This window comes from Fibrobacter sp. UWB3, assembly GCF_002210405.1.
In the GTDB taxonomy this organism is placed as follows: Bacteria; Fibrobacterota; Fibrobacteria; order Fibrobacterales; family Fibrobacteraceae; genus Fibrobacter.
In genome coordinates this window covers 1-15,287 of sequence record NZ_MWQJ01000008.1, presented here as the reverse complement: position 1 = coordinate 15,287, position 15,287 = coordinate 1, and the positions used below count along the sequence as shown (strand labels likewise).

Annotated in this window: 16 protein-coding genes and 1 pseudogene; 4 read left to right on the top strand and 13 right to left on the bottom strand. The window is 47.1% G+C overall.

Going from position 1 to position 15,287, the window contains the following annotated elements; all coding sequences use genetic code 11:
- Nucleotides 1-120: 120 nt before the first annotated feature.
- On the top strand, nt 121-966 hold the full coding sequence (locus tag B7991_RS09845; protein WP_254917928.1) for a helix-turn-helix domain-containing protein: 846 nt from the start codon (nt 121-123) through the stop codon (nt 964-966).
- Between the two features lie 144 nt (nt 967-1,110).
- Complete coding sequence (locus B7991_RS09840; protein WP_088630670.1) at nt 1,111-2,691, top strand: toxin-antitoxin system YwqK family antitoxin; 1,581 nt, start codon at nt 1,111-1,113, stop codon at nt 2,689-2,691.
- Nucleotides 2,692-2,730: 39 nt separating this feature from the next.
- Here B7991_RS09840 and B7991_RS09835 read toward each other — a convergent pair whose 3' ends face one another.
- From B7991_RS09835 to B7991_RS09810, 6 genes are all read right to left on the bottom strand, one after another.
- Nucleotides 2,731-3,528: a hypothetical protein gene (locus tag B7991_RS09835; RefSeq protein WP_217898055.1), complete on the bottom strand. Its 798-nt coding sequence runs from the start codon at nt 3,526-3,528 to the stop codon at nt 2,731-2,733.
- Nucleotides 3,529-3,763: 235 nt separating this feature from the next.
- Nucleotides 3,764-4,450: a hypothetical protein gene (locus tag B7991_RS09830; RefSeq protein WP_088630669.1), complete on the bottom strand. Its 687-nt coding sequence runs from the start codon at nt 4,448-4,450 to the stop codon at nt 3,764-3,766.
- 14 nt (nt 4,451-4,464) lie between these two features.
- Nucleotides 4,465-5,265: a YgcG family protein gene (locus B7991_RS09825; RefSeq protein ID WP_088630668.1), complete on the bottom strand. Its 801-nt coding sequence runs from the start codon at nt 5,263-5,265 to the stop codon at nt 4,465-4,467.
- Between the two features lie 39 nt (nt 5,266-5,304).
- Nucleotides 5,305-5,487: a hypothetical protein gene (locus B7991_RS09820; RefSeq protein ID WP_141099863.1), complete on the bottom strand. Its 183-nt coding sequence runs from the start codon at nt 5,485-5,487 to the stop codon at nt 5,305-5,307.
- A gap of 11 nt (nt 5,488-5,498) precedes the next feature.
- Nucleotides 5,499-6,713, bottom strand: a complete 1,215-nt coding sequence (locus tag B7991_RS09815) for a hypothetical protein (protein WP_088630666.1) — start codon at nt 6,711-6,713, stop codon at nt 5,499-5,501.
- A 2-nt stretch (nt 6,714-6,715) separates the two neighbouring features.
- Nucleotides 6,716-7,753 carry a hypothetical protein gene (locus B7991_RS09810; RefSeq protein WP_088630665.1) on the bottom strand — a complete coding sequence of 346 codons (1,038 nt, stop codon included), beginning with the start codon at nt 7,751-7,753 and terminating at the stop codon, nt 6,716-6,718.
- A 211-nt stretch (nt 7,754-7,964) separates the two neighbouring features.
- Here B7991_RS09810 and B7991_RS09805 point away from each other — a divergent pair, with 211 nt between their 5' ends.
- Nucleotides 7,965-8,603, top strand: coding sequence for an alpha/beta fold hydrolase (locus B7991_RS09805; protein WP_088630664.1), 639 nt, complete (start codon nt 7,965-7,967; stop codon nt 8,601-8,603).
- Between the two features lie 107 nt (nt 8,604-8,710).
- Here B7991_RS09805 and lnt read toward each other — a convergent pair whose 3' ends face one another.
- From lnt to B7991_RS09790, 3 genes are all read right to left on the bottom strand, one after another.
- Nucleotides 8,711-10,639, bottom strand: a complete 1,929-nt coding sequence (lnt, locus tag B7991_RS09800; protein WP_254917927.1) for an apolipoprotein N-acyltransferase — start codon at nt 10,637-10,639, stop codon at nt 8,711-8,713.
- Nucleotides 10,640-10,705: 66 nt separating this feature from the next.
- Nucleotides 10,706-11,389 carry a 16S rRNA (cytidine(1402)-2'-O)-methyltransferase gene (gene rsmI, locus B7991_RS09795; RefSeq protein ID WP_088630663.1) on the bottom strand — a complete coding sequence of 228 codons (684 nt, stop codon included), beginning with the start codon at nt 11,387-11,389 and terminating at the stop codon, nt 10,706-10,708.
- Nucleotides 11,390-11,477: 88 nt separating this feature from the next.
- Nucleotides 11,478-12,044: a hypothetical protein gene (locus B7991_RS09790; RefSeq protein WP_088630662.1), complete on the bottom strand. Its 567-nt coding sequence runs from the start codon at nt 12,042-12,044 to the stop codon at nt 11,478-11,480.
- Between B7991_RS09790 and B7991_RS09785 the strand changes: the two genes are divergently transcribed.
- Nucleotides 12,043-12,816: a UDP-2,3-diacylglucosamine diphosphatase gene (locus tag B7991_RS09785; protein ID WP_254917926.1), complete on the top strand. Its 774-nt coding sequence runs from the start codon at nt 12,043-12,045 to the stop codon at nt 12,814-12,816. The two genes, B7991_RS09790 and B7991_RS09785, sit on opposite strands and share 2 nt — an antisense overlap.
- Before the next feature lies 1 nt (nt 12,817).
- Here the strand turns inward: B7991_RS09785 and B7991_RS09780 are convergent, their stop codons facing one another.
- The 4 genes and pseudogenes from B7991_RS09780 to B7991_RS14995 form a co-directional block, all read right to left on the bottom strand.
- Complete coding sequence (locus B7991_RS09780) at nt 12,818-13,249, bottom strand: hypothetical protein (RefSeq protein ID WP_088630661.1); 432 nt, start codon at nt 13,247-13,249, stop codon at nt 12,818-12,820.
- A gap of 28 nt (nt 13,250-13,277) precedes the next feature.
- Nucleotides 13,278-14,015, bottom strand: a complete 738-nt coding sequence (locus B7991_RS09775) for a hypothetical protein (RefSeq protein WP_073423275.1) — start codon at nt 14,013-14,015, stop codon at nt 13,278-13,280.
- A gap of 186 nt (nt 14,016-14,201) precedes the next feature.
- Entirely contained in the window at nt 14,202-14,897 is a 696-nt protein-coding gene (locus B7991_RS09770; protein ID WP_254917925.1) for an alpha/beta hydrolase, read from the bottom strand.
- 98 nt (nt 14,898-14,995) lie between these two features.
- A pseudogene (locus B7991_RS14995) lies at nt 14,996-15,287 on the bottom strand (hypothetical protein); the annotation flags it as partial.

Below are 15,287 nucleotides of genomic sequence, written 5' to 3'. Positions count from 1 at the left end.
TATTAGAACATTCTTCCATTTTCATTAATTGACGTTTTCTCAACTTTTTTCTATGATGTTTATATAATGAATGATCTTCCTTTACATAAAAATGCGAATATCCGCACTGCGGATTTTTCGATGTTGAATTTTTTGTGTCAAGCAAACGTGTTGCCCGATAAGATTGCCATGTTCAGCAGCCTTAAGGAATTCGGGCTTGAAAATTATGTAAAAGTTCAAGCGGCGGTGCTCCTCTTGGTGAAACGCGGCTCTGTGGATGTAGAACTAGACCTTAAGACTTATCACCTTGAAGCGGGCGCCTTGTTTGTCGTGTTCCCGGAACAGGTGTTGCGTGCCAAGAAGGCTTCTGAAGATTTTGACCCCATCTGCATTGCATGCTCCAAGAACATGATTGATGAACTGATCATTCGCTTTGATGACAATACGCGATTGATCTTAAGGTTCCGTGAAAATCCGTTGCAACAGCTCGACAAGGGCAAGTTTGAACAATTGAATGCAAGCTTCGAGTTCTTGAAGAAAAAGTTTGAAACGACAGAAACAAACGCTTGCCGCTTGCAGGTCCTCAAGAATCATCTGATCGGTCTTTTGTACGAATGCATCGGCTTTGTCGATGAACCGCTCACGACGGATGTCGTCAAGAGCCGTGGCCAGGTGCTATTCGCGCAGTTCATTGATCTCGTTGTCGAAAAGCATCGCGAGCAGCATTCCGTGAAGTATTATGCCGATGAACTCGGCATCACGCCGAAGTATCTCTCTGCTGTCGCCGAAGAGCAGACTGGCAAGAACGCCAAGCGCTGGATTGACGAACATATCGCACTCGATGCAAAGGTGCTGTTGCGCTCGTCTTCTCGAGACATCCAGAAGGTCTCCAAGATTCTGAACTTCCCGGACGTCTCGTTCTTTGGCAAGTTCTTCAAGCGCCTCGTCGGAGTCTCGCCCAAAGCCTACCGCAAAACTGCAGAATAAGTTCGTTAAACCAATGTTGTCATGCCCGGCCTCGACCGGGCATCTCCTTTATTTACGATAATTTAACCGTTTGTCTATAATCAGTTTTTTTCGTATGTTGTATATTACTAGATTGTTCTTAATTTGCAATAAACAAGTCTGATTATGAAATTGAAAAAAGTTGTCTTATTCACGCTGCTTTTGGCCTCCGTTTTACTTCTCGCAGCCTGTGTCGAGGAGCGCAAAGAGTATTATAGCGACGGTGTGCTTAAAGAGATAACGACGTATCGCAAAGGTGTTAAAGATGGCCCGTACATCTCGTATTATAGAGATGGAAAAAAACAAAAAGAAGGCTTATATAAAGATGACAAGCAAGATGGAGTTTGGAGAGAATGGCACGAAAATGGGCGCTTGGCATTTGAAGGTTTTTATTATGCAGGGATGCGCGATAGTGTCTGGAAATGGTGGCATAGCAATGGACAATTGTCGAAAGAAGAGTTCTATAAAGGTAAAATTTATAGTTATTGGGTGCAGAATTGTCGAAAAATTTCGGACTGCAAAGAAAACTTTATTCGTGATAGCGTGAGCCGGGAGTGGTATGAAAATGGGGTGTTAGAATCGGAAAACCATTATAAAGATGGTGTGCAATTTGGTGTTAGTAGGAAATGGAATCGTGATGGCTATTTGTCTGTTGAAGGGCTTTTCAAAGAAGGAAAAAAAGACAGCATTTGGAACACGTGGTCTAATGGATATTTGTTTTCGGAAGCAAGTTATAAACTAGACCAAAGAGATGGAACTTGGAAAATGTGGAATGTTATAAATGGACAATTGCGAAGCGAACGAAAATACAAGTCTGACAAAAAAGAGGGGTCTTGGAAATCTTGGTATGAAAATGGACAACTAGAGACTGAATCTTTTTATATATCAGATAAACTTGATGGAACGAGTAAAAAATGGTTTAAAAACGGAAAACAGAAAGAAGAGAGTTTATACAAGTCGGGCTTGCTTGATGGTGCTTGGAAAGCGTGGTATGAAAATGGACAATTGAAAGATGAGCGATTCTATAAAAATGGTGAGTTTGATGGAATATGGACGGAGTGGTATAGCAATGGTTGCCTAAAATCGAAGGTTATTTACAAGGACGGTAAGCGTTATGGAACTTGGAAATGGTGGTACGAAAATGGAAAATTGCAATGGGAAGATAATTACGTATTAGACAGAGCTCATGGTGTATGGAAAAGGTGGTATAAAAGTGGAAAATTGAAATCCGTATTTTATTATAGAGACGGCAATTTAGAAGGTGTTCGGAAAGCGTGGCATGAGAATGGAAAAATCGCCGAGGAAGAACATTATAATGCAGGAAAACTGGATGGCGTTAGGAAAACGTGGCATAAAAACGGGCGCTTAAAGGCAGAAGAGTATTATGAAGATGACATGCCTGTTGGCGTTTGGAAAGTGTGGAATGAAAATGGAGAATTGAAAGAGGAAGAAACCTATAAAGATGGCTTTAAAACATCTGTTCTCGACAAAACAGTTGCTAGCGATGATGAACGCGGGCTAAAGAATGCTAGAAGACGTTCTGCTCCAATGGGACCTGCTATAATGAGAGTATGGAAAATTCCAGAAGATTCCCTGAAAATTCAGCAGTCTAGGAAATCTCGTCCTACAGGAACTTTAAGGACGATTCTGGAATTAGAAAAAAAGGTCTATATGACAAAAAGGTACCTGAAAACAGGTACTTTTTGATTATATGACATTTGGGTACCTGAAATCGTCCGCAAGCCTTTATCTGCTTGGCTTGCACGCATAAAAAAGTCTCTCAATTAGCATTTTTCGCCTTTTCAACGACATTCCGTTATGAATGTTCAGCTTACGCTTCAGCCATGAAAACAGCGATTCCATTTCGTTATTCGTGTTGGGAATTTCCAGCTCGATATTGTCATAGAAGGTCCAGAGATACGGCATGTTTCGCTTTAGGCTCAGGTATGCGCTTCTCAGATTCTTGTGGGTGTAATGGGATCGCCCGTTGCTGTCCGTCGACCTTTCCTTTATGAATGCTTCCCAACGCACAAACCACTCGTTCATGACGCCCTCAAATGATTCTTTATCTGTACGACACAGCAAGCGGGAAATGTCCAGCAGTTCGATTGATGCTGGCAGCTTCGGGTGGTTTGTCAACTTGTGCTTTATCGTCTGAAGCTGATGGAACTGGCAGTATTGATATCTATAGCCGGATAGCCGTTCTCTCAGTCCTTTCAAGCCGTCGCTGACGATGCAAATGATTTTATGCCCGTCCTTTTCTAATGCTCTGACGCCCTCTACGTAATCATCAACACGCTCTTTGCGATTGATAAATTTATGCCACAGCACCTCGCCCGAGATGTGGTCCTTTATGGCCACCACACCAAAATTCCATCCCCAGTACGAAGTGTCCATCATGGCGATAACAGGCCCTGGAGCGTTGTTTCGAGCCGTAGCCTTATCGCATTTGGCAAGATGACGGTATATGGTTCGTTCATTCACTTTCAATTGAGTTGCAATCTGTCTTACCGTCAGGTTCCCTTGCGAGTAAAGTTCTATCACTTGGGAATCCTTGATTCTAGAACTTGGAGTGAAAATGTGTCCGCAGGTCTTACAAAGCCACCGCTGCTTGCCCTGTTTAAGCCCCTTCTTGATGACCTTGTTTGACCCACAAAAAAAGCAAATTTTTCCCATAAAAGAAAAATTTGCTACAACGCCTTATAAATCAAATGGGTTCGAGAAATTTAGGTACCCAAATGTCATATAGGCCGAAAAAAAATAAAATCTGAATGAATCTCTACACTTTCATCGCATCGACTTGATTGACGATTGCAGTCACGGCTTCGATGTACTTGTTGATGTTTTCTAGAATCACTTTTTTGTCATCGGTCATGTTTGGGATGCGCACGCCCGGGAACATCTCGTAAACTTGTTCGTGATTTTCAGGATATTTGCCGGTCGAAAGGTAATAGACTCCGTAAAGCAAGGGCAGGAGCGTTATTGTAGAACGCACGTAAATCTCGTGCGGATTGCGGTATTCCTTGAGGTAAAGAAAAAATTGGTGCAAATGTACGAGCAACCCGCGTAGTTCGCGTTCACATTCCATACGCAGTTCCGCAAGATTTGGGCTGAAATTTGCAAGCGGCGATTCGCCACAAATCGTTACATTTCGGCTTTTGATATGCAAAAATTCCAGCGGGAACACATCTTGCGAGGTCTTGATTTCATAACGGGTGAATACGTGATTGAACTCGATGTTCTCGCGCTTTGCCTTTGCAGTAAGCTTCTGCAAAGGGAGCAAGTCCTCGACGGAATTGGACTTCAAAATAAAGCTGACCGTCCACGGAAATTCCAGCGCAGAATAACCTTCCATAAGGCAATCGCCGTGAATGAATGCCGATATGAGATTGTCGCCGAACGCTTCTTCAAAGAGCTTCGGCCATTCCGAATTCTGAAATTCTGCAACACTTAAAATTTTTCTCATAGGGAACCTCTAAATTACCAGCTTCCGCCGGAGCCGCCACCGCCAAAGTGGCCTCCTCCAAATCCACCGCCGAAACCGCCTCCAAAGCCGCCTCCGCCAAATCCCCCAAAGCCTCCGCCAAAACCGCCGCGGTGGTGGCCACGATTGCTGTTGCTAAGGGCGTTCCCGAGCAAGAACCAGAGGCATCCGTTTCCGCGTCCGCCGCCATTTTTCGAGACGAGCAAAAATAGGATCACGAAAATAATGAGTGCGAGTCCGAACGGGCTGCTTTCTTCTTCTTGCGGGAGCTGGTCTGTGTTGACCTCGATCGTAATGCCTTTTTCCTTAGCGACAACTTGAGCGATTTCCCAAGCCAATAGCATGATGCCTTGACCGTATTTTTCAACCCTAAATGCAGGGACAATTGTCTTTTGCTGGAGCCTTTCTACGAGCACGTCGGGCAAGTAACCTTCGGCGCCATAGCCGACTTCGACACTGCGCTTGTGCTGCTTCATCGCTGCAAAAATCAGGACACCTTCGTTCGATTTGCCGCCAACGCCCCAGCTTTCGGCTATGTTCAAGGCGTAATCTCTAAAGTCCGCATAGCCGATGTCATGGATGAGTGCTACCGCAAGCCCAAAGCCTGCTTTTCTGTAAAGTTCTTCAGAAAGTACGTTGATAAACTGCACTTCTTGCTTCGTGAGCAGGCGGTCTTCATCGTACACGTAACTGTTCTGCGGGCGCTTGGGGAGTCCCGCCTTGTTTACCTTAAAACCTGCCGCAACGGGGATTGCGAGCAGAAGGATGAACAACAGTGATAAAATTCTTTTTGGCATATAAAAAAGCCGCCTAACAGCGGCTTTGCAAAGATACATTTATAAATTGTCTAAAATTGCTTCTATTGGTTTTGTGACCACATGATAGAGTGCTTTGCCAACACCTTCCATTGCAACTTCAGCAGCTTTATCAACCACTGCGTCTCCAACTTGTTCTAGCAAGCTACTTTTAGAGGATGTTTCTGCGTTTGTAGCTTGTTGATTGTTTTGTGCAGTTGGCATCGAAGATTCCATTATTTGCAAATCGGCATCAGCTGCTTCTGGAGGGCGCTGAAGTCCGTCTTTCGGAGAGCGCTGATGGTTGCATCGACTTCGTTTCGGCCGACTCCCTTTGCCGTCGTAAAGAAGTTGATCTTGTCGCCCTTGATAGAAATGGTAAAGTCAAAAGACGAAATGAATCCGAGCCTACCTCTAAAGGTATTCTCAATTTCAGCAGTGAGTTCCGGTGCTCCAGATTCTTCGTCCGTTGTTGTGAAGATGGACTTCTTGGAAAGTGCGTTTTCAAGGGCATTGCAAACATTGGCAATCTTGTCGCAGTTCAGCTTGACTTCGCAGCGGGCCTTGCGCACGTGATACGGAACTTCAAGAGCGCTTGCAAGTCCGGTCTTTTTCAAAAGTTCTAGCGGGAGGTTCGGTTCTACGATGATAACGTATGGACCCTTTTCGAAATTGACATTACGCAATTTAAAGGAAACAGTACCGTTCTTTTGAGAGCGGCGTTCCGAAAGCGTCTTGCTCTGGCGGGCGATGATCGGGAAATTCGGAAGAGGTCCAAAAGAATCCTTGACGATAACTTCCCATGCCGGCATTTCCGATCGTGTCAGTTCAAAATTCTGTTCAGATGTTGTCTTGATGGTGATGCTAGAAAGTCTTTCGATGAGGAGCTTTTCGATTTCCGGGAGGCCGTGCTGCAGGCGGTGGCTATCGTCGAGCGGGTAAACTTCTGCAAGCTGGAGCAAGTAGAAATTGTGTTCGTCGACTTTGTCTTTGGCCTCGGTCAAATCGTTGGCTGCATTGACATAGACTCGGTTTTCTATTGCTTTACGGGCAGACTTTTCAAGGTTTGCAATTTCTTGCTTGAGCGTTTTCAGGCGGAACTGGAGATCCGCGGTGAACTCGTCCATATCGAGTGTTGCTGTAGCCTTAAAGCCTTTATCCGCTTTTACGGGAACGACCTGGACGCCTTTGAGAACAACGTTACTCTTGACATTGTTTTTGGCTCTGTAAGTTTCGCCAAGGACGCTCTTACCGTCAGTGATGTCTTCGTACTTGGTCAGTGTCTGTGTTGCAGTAATCTGGGATTTGACCTGCTTTGCTACACCTGCAATAGCGGAGTTATTGGCATCTTCCTGGGAAATAGTGGATGTTGCTGTGTATGTAACGATTTTCCCAGCTATAGAAGGAACTACCGCAAGACATGCACAAAGGATAAGGCTTTTTATATTCATTACTAGTTCAGCTCCATCAAAATCAGCTTACGAGTGATGTTGTTTTTCTTGGTTTCGGCGATTGGCTTTAAAATCTGCCTAATCTTGGAATAAACTTCCTGGGAATCCTTGTACTTCAAGGGGTTCGCATAGACGACGAAGTCCAAGGTCTTTGCGGTCATGACATTGACTTTCACAGAGCTGAAGTTGCTCTTGAGTCCCTTCATGATGGCGTCGTGTAAATCTTCGGTCTGGCTGTCGGAGTATTCACCCTTGATGTTGACGACAACCTTGTACTGTGAACCCTTGGCGAGGTCCATCTTCCAGTAGCCGAGAATCTTCTGTTCCAGGCCCGGCATGGCTTTGCGGACTGCTGCGCCAATGTTGGAGTTCAAGTTGATTTTGGACGTGTGGCCGTTGTTGCGGACTACAGCCGACTGCGAACCGAGGAGGCGCGAAGTCGAAGTCTCGTATGCGGAGATGTCGACAGACACTTCGTCGTTTGTAACTTCTTGAGAGTACTTGATATAGACGTCGGCGTCCAGAGCGATACCTGCGAGATAGGAAAGGTCGTCTTCGGTATTGGCAATGTCGTTCTGCATCTGGAGGATGCCGGTCAGTTCAGCCTGACCTTCAACAGACTTGACATCGTAGTTCTTCTTGGTGAGGTAGCCGTTGATGGCATCTGCCGTGGTGCGGGAGTACGGGCTTTCGGCGGCGACTTCCGGTACGCCATCCTTGTTGATGCTAAGTGTCGGAGAAACCATGATGACCGGCTGGCTGATGTTCTGGGCTGCACCCTGGTCTACGTAAGTTTCGGTTGCTGCGTTAGCAGCGCTACCTGTGTTGAATGCCGTAGGTGTATTTGCGGTTGACTTTGTAGCAGCGGTTGCGGTAGATCCATAGCCGTCGAGCTCATTGTAGGCACTTTCGGCTCTTTGGCGTGTTGCTGCGGCCTTCTGACGGGAATCGGAATCGTTGCGCTTTACAGCGTTGGGGGCAGAACAGGCCGTTTCGGCTAAAAGAAGTGCTAAGCAGAGCGATGGAATCAAGTGTTTCATATTGCAAAATCTCTTTAAAGGTTTCCTACAATTAGTATACAGATAATATACAATGTTTTGTGTTCCGAAGTAAACAAATAATACGATTTGTAAAATACTTTTTTTAGGAGTTGCTATCATAGTGAAAATTGGATATATATACCCATAGAGGCTACATTTATTTGTAGTTTAGAGAGTGTTAGAGAAAATCTTCACGTGAGTGAGGTTGAATATGAGCGAAAAATGGATCTGGATGCCCGATTGGGCCTCGAATCTTGGTATTTGGGAAGATGATCTGATGGACGTAGCTCCTTCAGCAAACCATAACTATGTGCAGTACAGCCAATTGGCTGAGTTTTTGGAAAAGCCGGAGAACATTCCGGATTTCAAGAAATCGTCCACTGTTGTGGCATGGGGGCTTGGCGCTTTATCGCTGATGTGTTCTGCCGCGGACCCGCAAAAGGGGCAAAAGTGGATATTGCTTTCGCCGTATGCAGACTTCTGCGACGAGATTGGGAACTGGACGGTTCCGAACTTGCATTTTATGGCGCACCAGCTCGAAACGACTACGGAACCTGCGCTCAAGGCGTTCCAGGAACTTTTTGAAGAAGATTTTGGCGACTGGCAGGATGACTGGTTCGACGAGGCCAAGAAGTACGATGCCGAATCGCTAGCCAAGGGCTTGATGTATCTAGCGTCGCACAAGGTGGAATCGGTAATCCCGAACAGCGAGAATATTCAAGTGCTTTATGGGCGACAGGACACGGTTGTTCAGCCGGAATGGACGTTGAAGCTCAAGGAATTCTTGCCTAATGCAGAATTCAAGGAACGCCCTAAGGCCGGCCACTGGCCGCCGATGCTGTTGCTTTAAGTGGTCCTTTATGCTGTCATGTCCGCCGCCGAGCGGGCATCTCCATTTTCACTTAACAAGAAGGAGATTCCCGCTTTCGCGGGAAAGACATCATTGAGTAAGGTTTGCTATAACTTATTTTTCAATTTTCCAAGCGCAAATAGCGCTACAAGGTAAATCGCAAAGAACCACAGCAAGGCTTTTTCGAAACTTTCACCGACAGATGTATAGAAGGTGCTCCTCGTCTTGAGGGGCATTTTTCTTTGTATGACGCGTTCTTCGAAAATGTTCGTGTTCTGATCGTAGTGGCCATACTGGTCGATGAATGCTGAAACGCCGCTGTTTGCAAGGCGAGCGACTGGATATCCGTAGGTAACTGCAAGGTGACGTACGATGTTCAAGTGCTGGAAGGGGGCCGTGCTGTGGCCGAACCAGCCGTCGTTCGTGATGTTCACCATCAGGCGGGACCCTGCACGGATGGCATCGCGGATGATGTCTCCGAAAATGGCGTCGTAGCAGATATAGGGCGTCCAGTTGTAAGGGCCGTAAACAGGAGTTTCTTTGCCGGGGACAAAGTCGCCTTCGCCAAGATCCACATAGTTCAGGATGGGGAACACATCGTCGAATGGAATGCGTTCGCTAAACGGTACGAGGTGCTTTTTGATGTAGCGCTTGGGGAAATAAGGATCGCCCGGTGTAAAGAGGAACGACGCGTTATAGATTTCGAATCGGCGCGGGTTGTTGAAGTCTTTCGAAACTCGTTTGAAGTCAAGTGCTCCGGTGAGGATGCTTGCGTTTTTCACGTCCGCCATGTGATGCAGGCGGTTGATGACTTCCGGCTGTCTACGGATGTGGTCCGGAATGGCTGTTTCGGCAAGGAGTATTAAGTCGGCTCCGTTTGGCGTGCTGTCCATGGCCATGCCGAACGTCTTGGTGACGATGGAATCGAATCGGGCCTTGCTCCACTTGGCGCCTTGCGCAATGCTTGGCTGCACCATGGCGATGGATGGATTTTCAGGAGCGTTTGCGTTGTAGTACGGTGCTGCTTCTGGTGCTGAAAGTACACCACTTCCGTATGTCAGAAGAACCATGAAAATTGCGAACGGGATTGCAAATAGTGCGAGCTTTTTTCGGCCCTTCTGCAAGAAGGCGTAAGCGACAATCTGGTTCGAGGCGACAATGAGAATGGTGTAGCCGAACACGCCGATGATGGCGAGCGCTTGGATCAGTTCAAGATGATTGCCGAAAGTGTAGCCGAGATGGCTCCACGGGAAAGCGAAGTCACCTGTTGTGCGCACCATTTCGATTCCTGCAAAGAAAATGGGGAAGAATGCAAGCAGATAAGCTTTGCCTTTGATCTTTAGATTCTTGGCGGTGGAGTAAGCAAATGCGGCGAGGACATTGAACAAGCTCAAGTAAGCGATGAGGAGAATGAGCCCAAGGAAGATGAGTCCAGAAGGGGCTGTCTCTACGTTCATCACATTGCGGATCCAGTAGTAATTGATGGTGTTGTAGACCATGCTTGCCCAGAATGTGGCAAAGACTGCTGTTTCGCGGTTGTACTTGTTGAGCATGATGAACCACGGCACAAGTAGCACGAGCATGGCGGGGCCAAGCGGCAGAGGCGGGAATGCAAAAGCGACAAAGCCCCACGAAATTGTGGCGAGTGCAAGTGCGATGCGGGCATTTTTCTGCTTAAAGAGCTTCACGTTCCAGCGCGCAAAAAGCGAGAACCAGTAAAGCATCATCGGGATGAACGTCGTTACAATTTGGTAAAGCCCCGCATGGCTGCGCGTGAGGTAATCCAAGGCGAGGAACGCAAAGACGATGATGCCGTATGTGTTCATGAACCGTGCAAAGGGGCGGCGGGCGTTCTTGAAAAACAGAAACGCGATGGCTGCAACGATAGGCAAAAGCTGCGGAAGCTGCGTGTAAAGCCCCGGCGTATCCGGACGCATAAAGAACAGCACAAGTTCTATAGCCGCAAGTACAGAGGCGTAAATCTTGTACGCCTTCGGAAGAGCTTTAAGTTTGTTTAGGAACTGGTCGATAGTCATTAGTTATTAGTTGGTAGTCGTTGGTGCATGTCATTCCGTGCTTGTCACGGAATCGCCTTTCACGAATTACAATCCACTTTTATCTTGGGGATTGAACACGAGCACAAATTCGCCTTTCGGCGGATGGGCCTTGAAGTGCGCAGAAATTTCCGTCGGCGTTCCGATGAGGTGTTCCTCGAACTTCTTGGTGAGCTCGCGCATTAACGCAATCTTGATATCGCCAAAGACAAGCTTGATTTCTTCGACGAACTTATCGATGTTGTGCGGGCTGGCGTAGAAAATTTGCGTCGCTTCTTCGTCTTTCAACTTCTCGAGCAAGTGGATGCGCTGGGCGCTCTTCTTGGGTGAGAAATACTGGAACGTAAAGTGGTCGGTTGGCATGCCGCAAGAGACGAGTGCCGTAATCATTGCGCACGGGCCCGGGATGGCACGCACGTCAATGCCTTCGCGGACGCATTCGCGCACGAGATTGAATGCCGGGTCTGCAACGCCGGGCGTTCCTGCGTCGCTTACGAGTGCGATGTCGCCGGTGTTCTTCAAGAAGTCGACGTACTTGGGCGTGACCTTTTCTTTGTTGAAGTCATGGTAGGCTTCCATCGGCGTCGTGATGCCGTAATTGTCAAAGAGAATTCTCGAATGGCGGGTGTCTTCGGCAAGGACGAGGGGAACTTCTTTAAGGATGCGCACGGCGCGGTAGGTGATGTCTTCCATGTTCCCGATGGGAGTCGCTACGATGTATAAAGTATGCATATTGCTATATAAGATAGAAATAACTGGATTCCTCGTCCTAACGGACTCGGAATGACGTTTCTACAATTTGACTCGGAATGACGAGTTGCTAATAATCGCTCACGCTGTTTAAATCGGTGAGTCTGTTCGCGTTAAGCTCAAATGCCAAGCGCTGAACGAGCTTGCGGTGCATTTCGCTAGAAGCCTTGTTCACGAGGTCTGTACGGAGATGCCCATATAAAATGGCGTTAATGTCTTGCTGCTCAATGAATTCCACATGGCGAACGAGCGTTCCGTTGCAAAAGACTCGGGCCGAAAGAGCGTAGGTCCAGGATTCGTTGACGGGGAGGATTGGCCACAGTGGAATGAGCAATCCGATGTTCCAGGCGGAGTTAGGCTCGTTCTGCTTTACCGTTGCCTTGATGGTCGCTTCGCCGCGGCAGGATTCTCGTGGGAAATCTTTTTCGCTTGCTGTTTTTGTGTAGGCGCGGAGCAAGTCTTGGGAGAGCTCCAGCGTGTCGCCTCTATAAACGAAGGGGATGTTCCCGAAAAAGCTGTAGCTTTCGTCGGTCAGCGGGATCCCTTCGAGGTCGCCTTGCGTGAGTTTCATGGAGCAACCCGAAAGAACCGTTGTCAAAACGGTTGCGATACACAAAAATTTGACGATGGAGCGCATGTCTCAAAGATATAAAAAAACGAAAGCGACTGATTTTATTAAGATTGATGCTATGGATTTGCCTGCTTATTTTATTAGTGACGCCCATTTGGGAATCGAGCCGCCGGGAGCAGTCCCCGACCGCGAACAGAAATTGATCCAATTGCTTTCTTCCTGGAAGGGCAAGGCGAGCCATGTCGTTGTCGTTGGCGACCTTTTTGAGTTTTGGTACGAATACAACTACTATGTCGCATCGGCGCATTTCGATTTGTACCGTGCCTTTGCGGAACTTGTAGAATCCGGTGTCGAAGTTCACGTATTGCAGGGAAATCACGATTTTGCGTATGGTGATTTTTTCCCGAAACGCCTCGGCGTGGCGGTCCACAAGTCCCTGGTTCTCGAAATTCAGGGCAAGCGTGTGTATTTGACCCATGGCGATGGCGTTCCGAAATCTGATCGGGGCTACCGCTTTATGCGCAAGGTTCTCGATTTGCCGCTCAACCGCTTCCTATTTAAGCAAATCCATCCGGACTGGGGCATGGCGCTAGCCCGCTTTGTCGGGCGCAACAGTCGTAAATACGGCGAGAGCCGCGTCATTAAGGTTGATGAATATCTGGAATGGGGCGATCGCATGCTTAAAAAGGAACATTGCGATTTCTGTATCCACGGGCATCACCATATTTCGGGAATTTGGAACACTCCAAACGGCATTGTCGCATCTCCCGGAGAGTTTATAAAAAAGCCCGCCATCCTCTGCTTGGAGAATGGCGGACTGAAATTGGTTTCGCTTTAAGCTATTCAGAAGCTTCGCTTGCTCGGCCTTCGGTGGATTGAACCATCTTTTTGCTGGAGTTTTCACCCCAAAGCTTTGCTACAAGGTCGATGCTTGCAAAACTCTGCCAGTATTCTTCTACCCAACACCAATGGTGGACTTCACCTTTTTCGTCGGTAATCGTCCAGTTCTTATGTACCGAGAAGGTCATTTTCTGAGCTTGCGGGGTATAGTAAGGATCGGACGACGGTTCCGGTTCGATGGTAATTGTCCAAGTCCTGTCAGCAGTGCGCTTGTAGATAGCGACATTGAATGCTATAAGCAGGGCTAGAAAGATGAGGGTCCACTTAAAGTTCTTCTTCGTCAGCAAGTATATCACAAGGAGAACGAGTAATATACTGAGAGCTGCGAAGTTGTAATGGGTCGGATAAAATACTTTGAAGACTTCAATCATTTTATCTTACCTCTAGAACTTTTGAAGATTACTTTTTCTTAGCGGCCTTCTGCTGTGCAACAAGGGCGGCAACGCTGAACGTGAGGACGTTCTTGTCGACCTGGCTTTCGGTACGGAAGCTCTTGAGCGGAAGAGCGATGCCGTGAGAAGAAAGCGTGCCCATGAAGGATGCATTGGCGTGGCTAGCGATGGTACGGACGTTGATGAAGCCCTTGTTCTTGCTGAAGGTAAGCTTGAAGGTCTTCTTGGCTGCATCGTATTCTGCAACCATGGTCTTGTTTTCCTTCGTGTTGAGGGCGTTCTTGGTGTTGTGGTCGAAAATGATGGTACCACGAGTGTCGATGGAAAGCATCGTCTTGTTGCCCACAGCGTTACGGCATGCGAGTGTGGTCCATTCGCCCTTCTTCTTTGCGCCCTTGGCGGTGAAGACATACTTGTTGCCTTCCTTGACGAGGGTGTAAGCACCAGTTGCTACCTGAAGACCGATAGCGTTGAATGCGCCCTTGAAGTAAAGGAACTTGGACTTGGAGCCGATGATTCCGTTAATGAAGCGGAAAGAAGTGGACTTCGGGGTCTTAATCGGCGTGATGGCAACACGCTTGCCAACCGGGTCGACTTCGACGTCTACATAAGGACCTACATCGACAGTGCGGCCATCTTCAGTCTTTGTCTGAGTGGCAAGCTTGTCGAGCTTGAGAGCCTTGACAGCTTCTTCCGGGAATCTGATGAAGCCGCGAACATCCATTTTAACGATTACGTTTTCCATTTACACCTCTTTTGTTTGTTTTTTGATTGACGATAAAATAAAAATTAAAGTCTCAAATGTCAAAGATTTTCACGAAAAAAACATGTGCAAATGATAAAAATAGTTTTTTCGTAACCAATAACATTTGTTGTATAAAAAATAATAATAAAAAAGTAAAATGTTGCAACAAATGAAAAAAAATTCTCTTTATTTGTTATTTATCACGTTTTGGATGGCTTCAGATAGGGTTTCTGAGGCTCGCTTTGATAAATTAACGCTCCCGAAAGCTTGTTGAACGGCGCTTGTTCTATCGTTGAATCGGGCTCTATCCGATAGGATAACTATGTTATTTGAGGTGGAAATGTCGCTTTTTTCGATTTTTAGGTCTGATCGGACAAGGAATTTTGGGTAAAGGAGACGGTATTTGTCAGAAATGGCGTCTGCAATGCTCCAAACTGGGTCAATCAAAAGTGTAATATTCTCCTTTTTGACCATTTTTGTCGCTAAAATGGCGCCAGTACCGCGCCCGGCGATGACTTTTGGGGCATTGCCGTTTATCTGTGTTGCGCATTCGTAGATCATTTGCGCGTCAGTGACAAATGTCTCTTGCGACGGAGTTCCTTTATTCTCGCCGCTTCCGCGGTAGTTGAATGTGGTGGCTGCGTAGCCCGGGAGGCTATCGAGTTCGGCTAGGAACTGGGCGGCGTCTTCGTCGGCGTCAGGGTAATAAAGCAGGATGTTATTCTGTTTGTTTCCGACAACAAAACCTTTGAGAACGGTGCCGTCGTCGAGCGTGCAGCTGATGCTCTTTGCCTTATCTGCAATGGCGGTGCGGGCTTCGTTGTGAGTGATGGCGCGCGGGTATGCGTTACGGCGTTCGGTCAATGCCAGGTAAAATACCATACTTATATATATAAGGAGGAGTATTCCCGCGTAACGTAAAATGCGACTGAGTGTTCCCAAGGCAAGTTCTTTTATTTTCATAGCTGATAAGATAGTAATTAGTTGACGATGTGCATTTGACTGTCATCCTGATGCTCGTCATCCTCGACTTTGTCATCCTGACGCTCGTCATCCTCGACTTTGTCATCCTGACGCTGAAAGCGGAAGGATCCAGTAAAGTCTAGTTCTTGAAAAATAACTGGATGCTTCGCTGCGCTCAGCATGACGAGATTCAAGATTGCATGACGTTTTGCCGTCATCCTGACGCTCGTCATCCTCGACTTTGTCATCCTGACGCTCGTCATCCTCGACTTTGTCATCCTGACGCTGAAAGCGGAAGGATCCAGTAAA

What these genes read in the sequence shown, in the direction of transcription:
- B7991_RS09785 (WP_254917926.1), top strand. Translation starts at nt 12,043, where the DNA reads ATGTCTCAAAGATATAAAAAAACGAAAGCGACTGATTTTATTAAGATT.
- B7991_RS09815 (WP_088630666.1), bottom strand. Translation starts at nt 6,713, where the DNA reads ATGAATATAAAAAGCCTTATCCTTTGTGCATGTCTTGCGGTAGTTCCT.
- B7991_RS09770 (WP_254917925.1), bottom strand. Translation starts at nt 14,897, where the DNA reads ATGGTATTTTACCTGGCATTGACCGAACGCCGTAACGCATACCCGCGC.
- lnt (WP_254917927.1), bottom strand. Translation starts at nt 10,639, where the DNA reads ATGACTATCGACCAGTTCCTAAACAAACTTAAAGCTCTTCCGAAGGCG.
- B7991_RS09775 (WP_073423275.1), bottom strand. Translation starts at nt 14,015, where the DNA reads ATGGAAAACGTAATCGTTAAAATGGATGTTCGCGGCTTCATCAGATTC.
- B7991_RS09790 (WP_088630662.1), bottom strand. Translation starts at nt 12,044, where the DNA reads ATGCGCTCCATCGTCAAATTTTTGTGTATCGCAACCGTTTTGACAACG.
- B7991_RS09810 (WP_088630665.1), bottom strand. Translation starts at nt 7,753, where the DNA reads ATGAAACACTTGATTCCATCGCTCTGCTTAGCACTTCTTTTAGCCGAA.
- B7991_RS09830 (WP_088630669.1), bottom strand. Translation starts at nt 4,450, where the DNA reads ATGAGAAAAATTTTAAGTGTTGCAGAATTTCAGAATTCGGAATGGCCG.
- B7991_RS09845 (WP_254917928.1), top strand. Translation starts at nt 121, where the DNA reads ATGTTGAATTTTTTGTGTCAAGCAAACGTGTTGCCCGATAAGATTGCC.
- B7991_RS09840 (WP_088630670.1), top strand. Translation starts at nt 1,111, where the DNA reads ATGAAATTGAAAAAAGTTGTCTTATTCACGCTGCTTTTGGCCTCCGTT.
- rsmI (WP_088630663.1), bottom strand. Translation starts at nt 11,389, where the DNA reads ATGCATACTTTATACATCGTAGCGACTCCCATCGGGAACATGGAAGAC.
- B7991_RS09825 (WP_088630668.1), bottom strand. Translation starts at nt 5,265, where the DNA reads ATGCCAAAAAGAATTTTATCACTGTTGTTCATCCTTCTGCTCGCAATC.
- B7991_RS09805 (WP_088630664.1), top strand. Translation starts at nt 7,965, where the DNA reads ATGAGCGAAAAATGGATCTGGATGCCCGATTGGGCCTCGAATCTTGGT.
- B7991_RS09820 (WP_141099863.1), bottom strand. Translation starts at nt 5,487, where the DNA reads ATGCCAACTGCACAAAACAATCAACAAGCTACAAACGCAGAAACATCC.
- B7991_RS09780 (WP_088630661.1), bottom strand. Translation starts at nt 13,249, where the DNA reads ATGATTGAAGTCTTCAAAGTATTTTATCCGACCCATTACAACTTCGCA.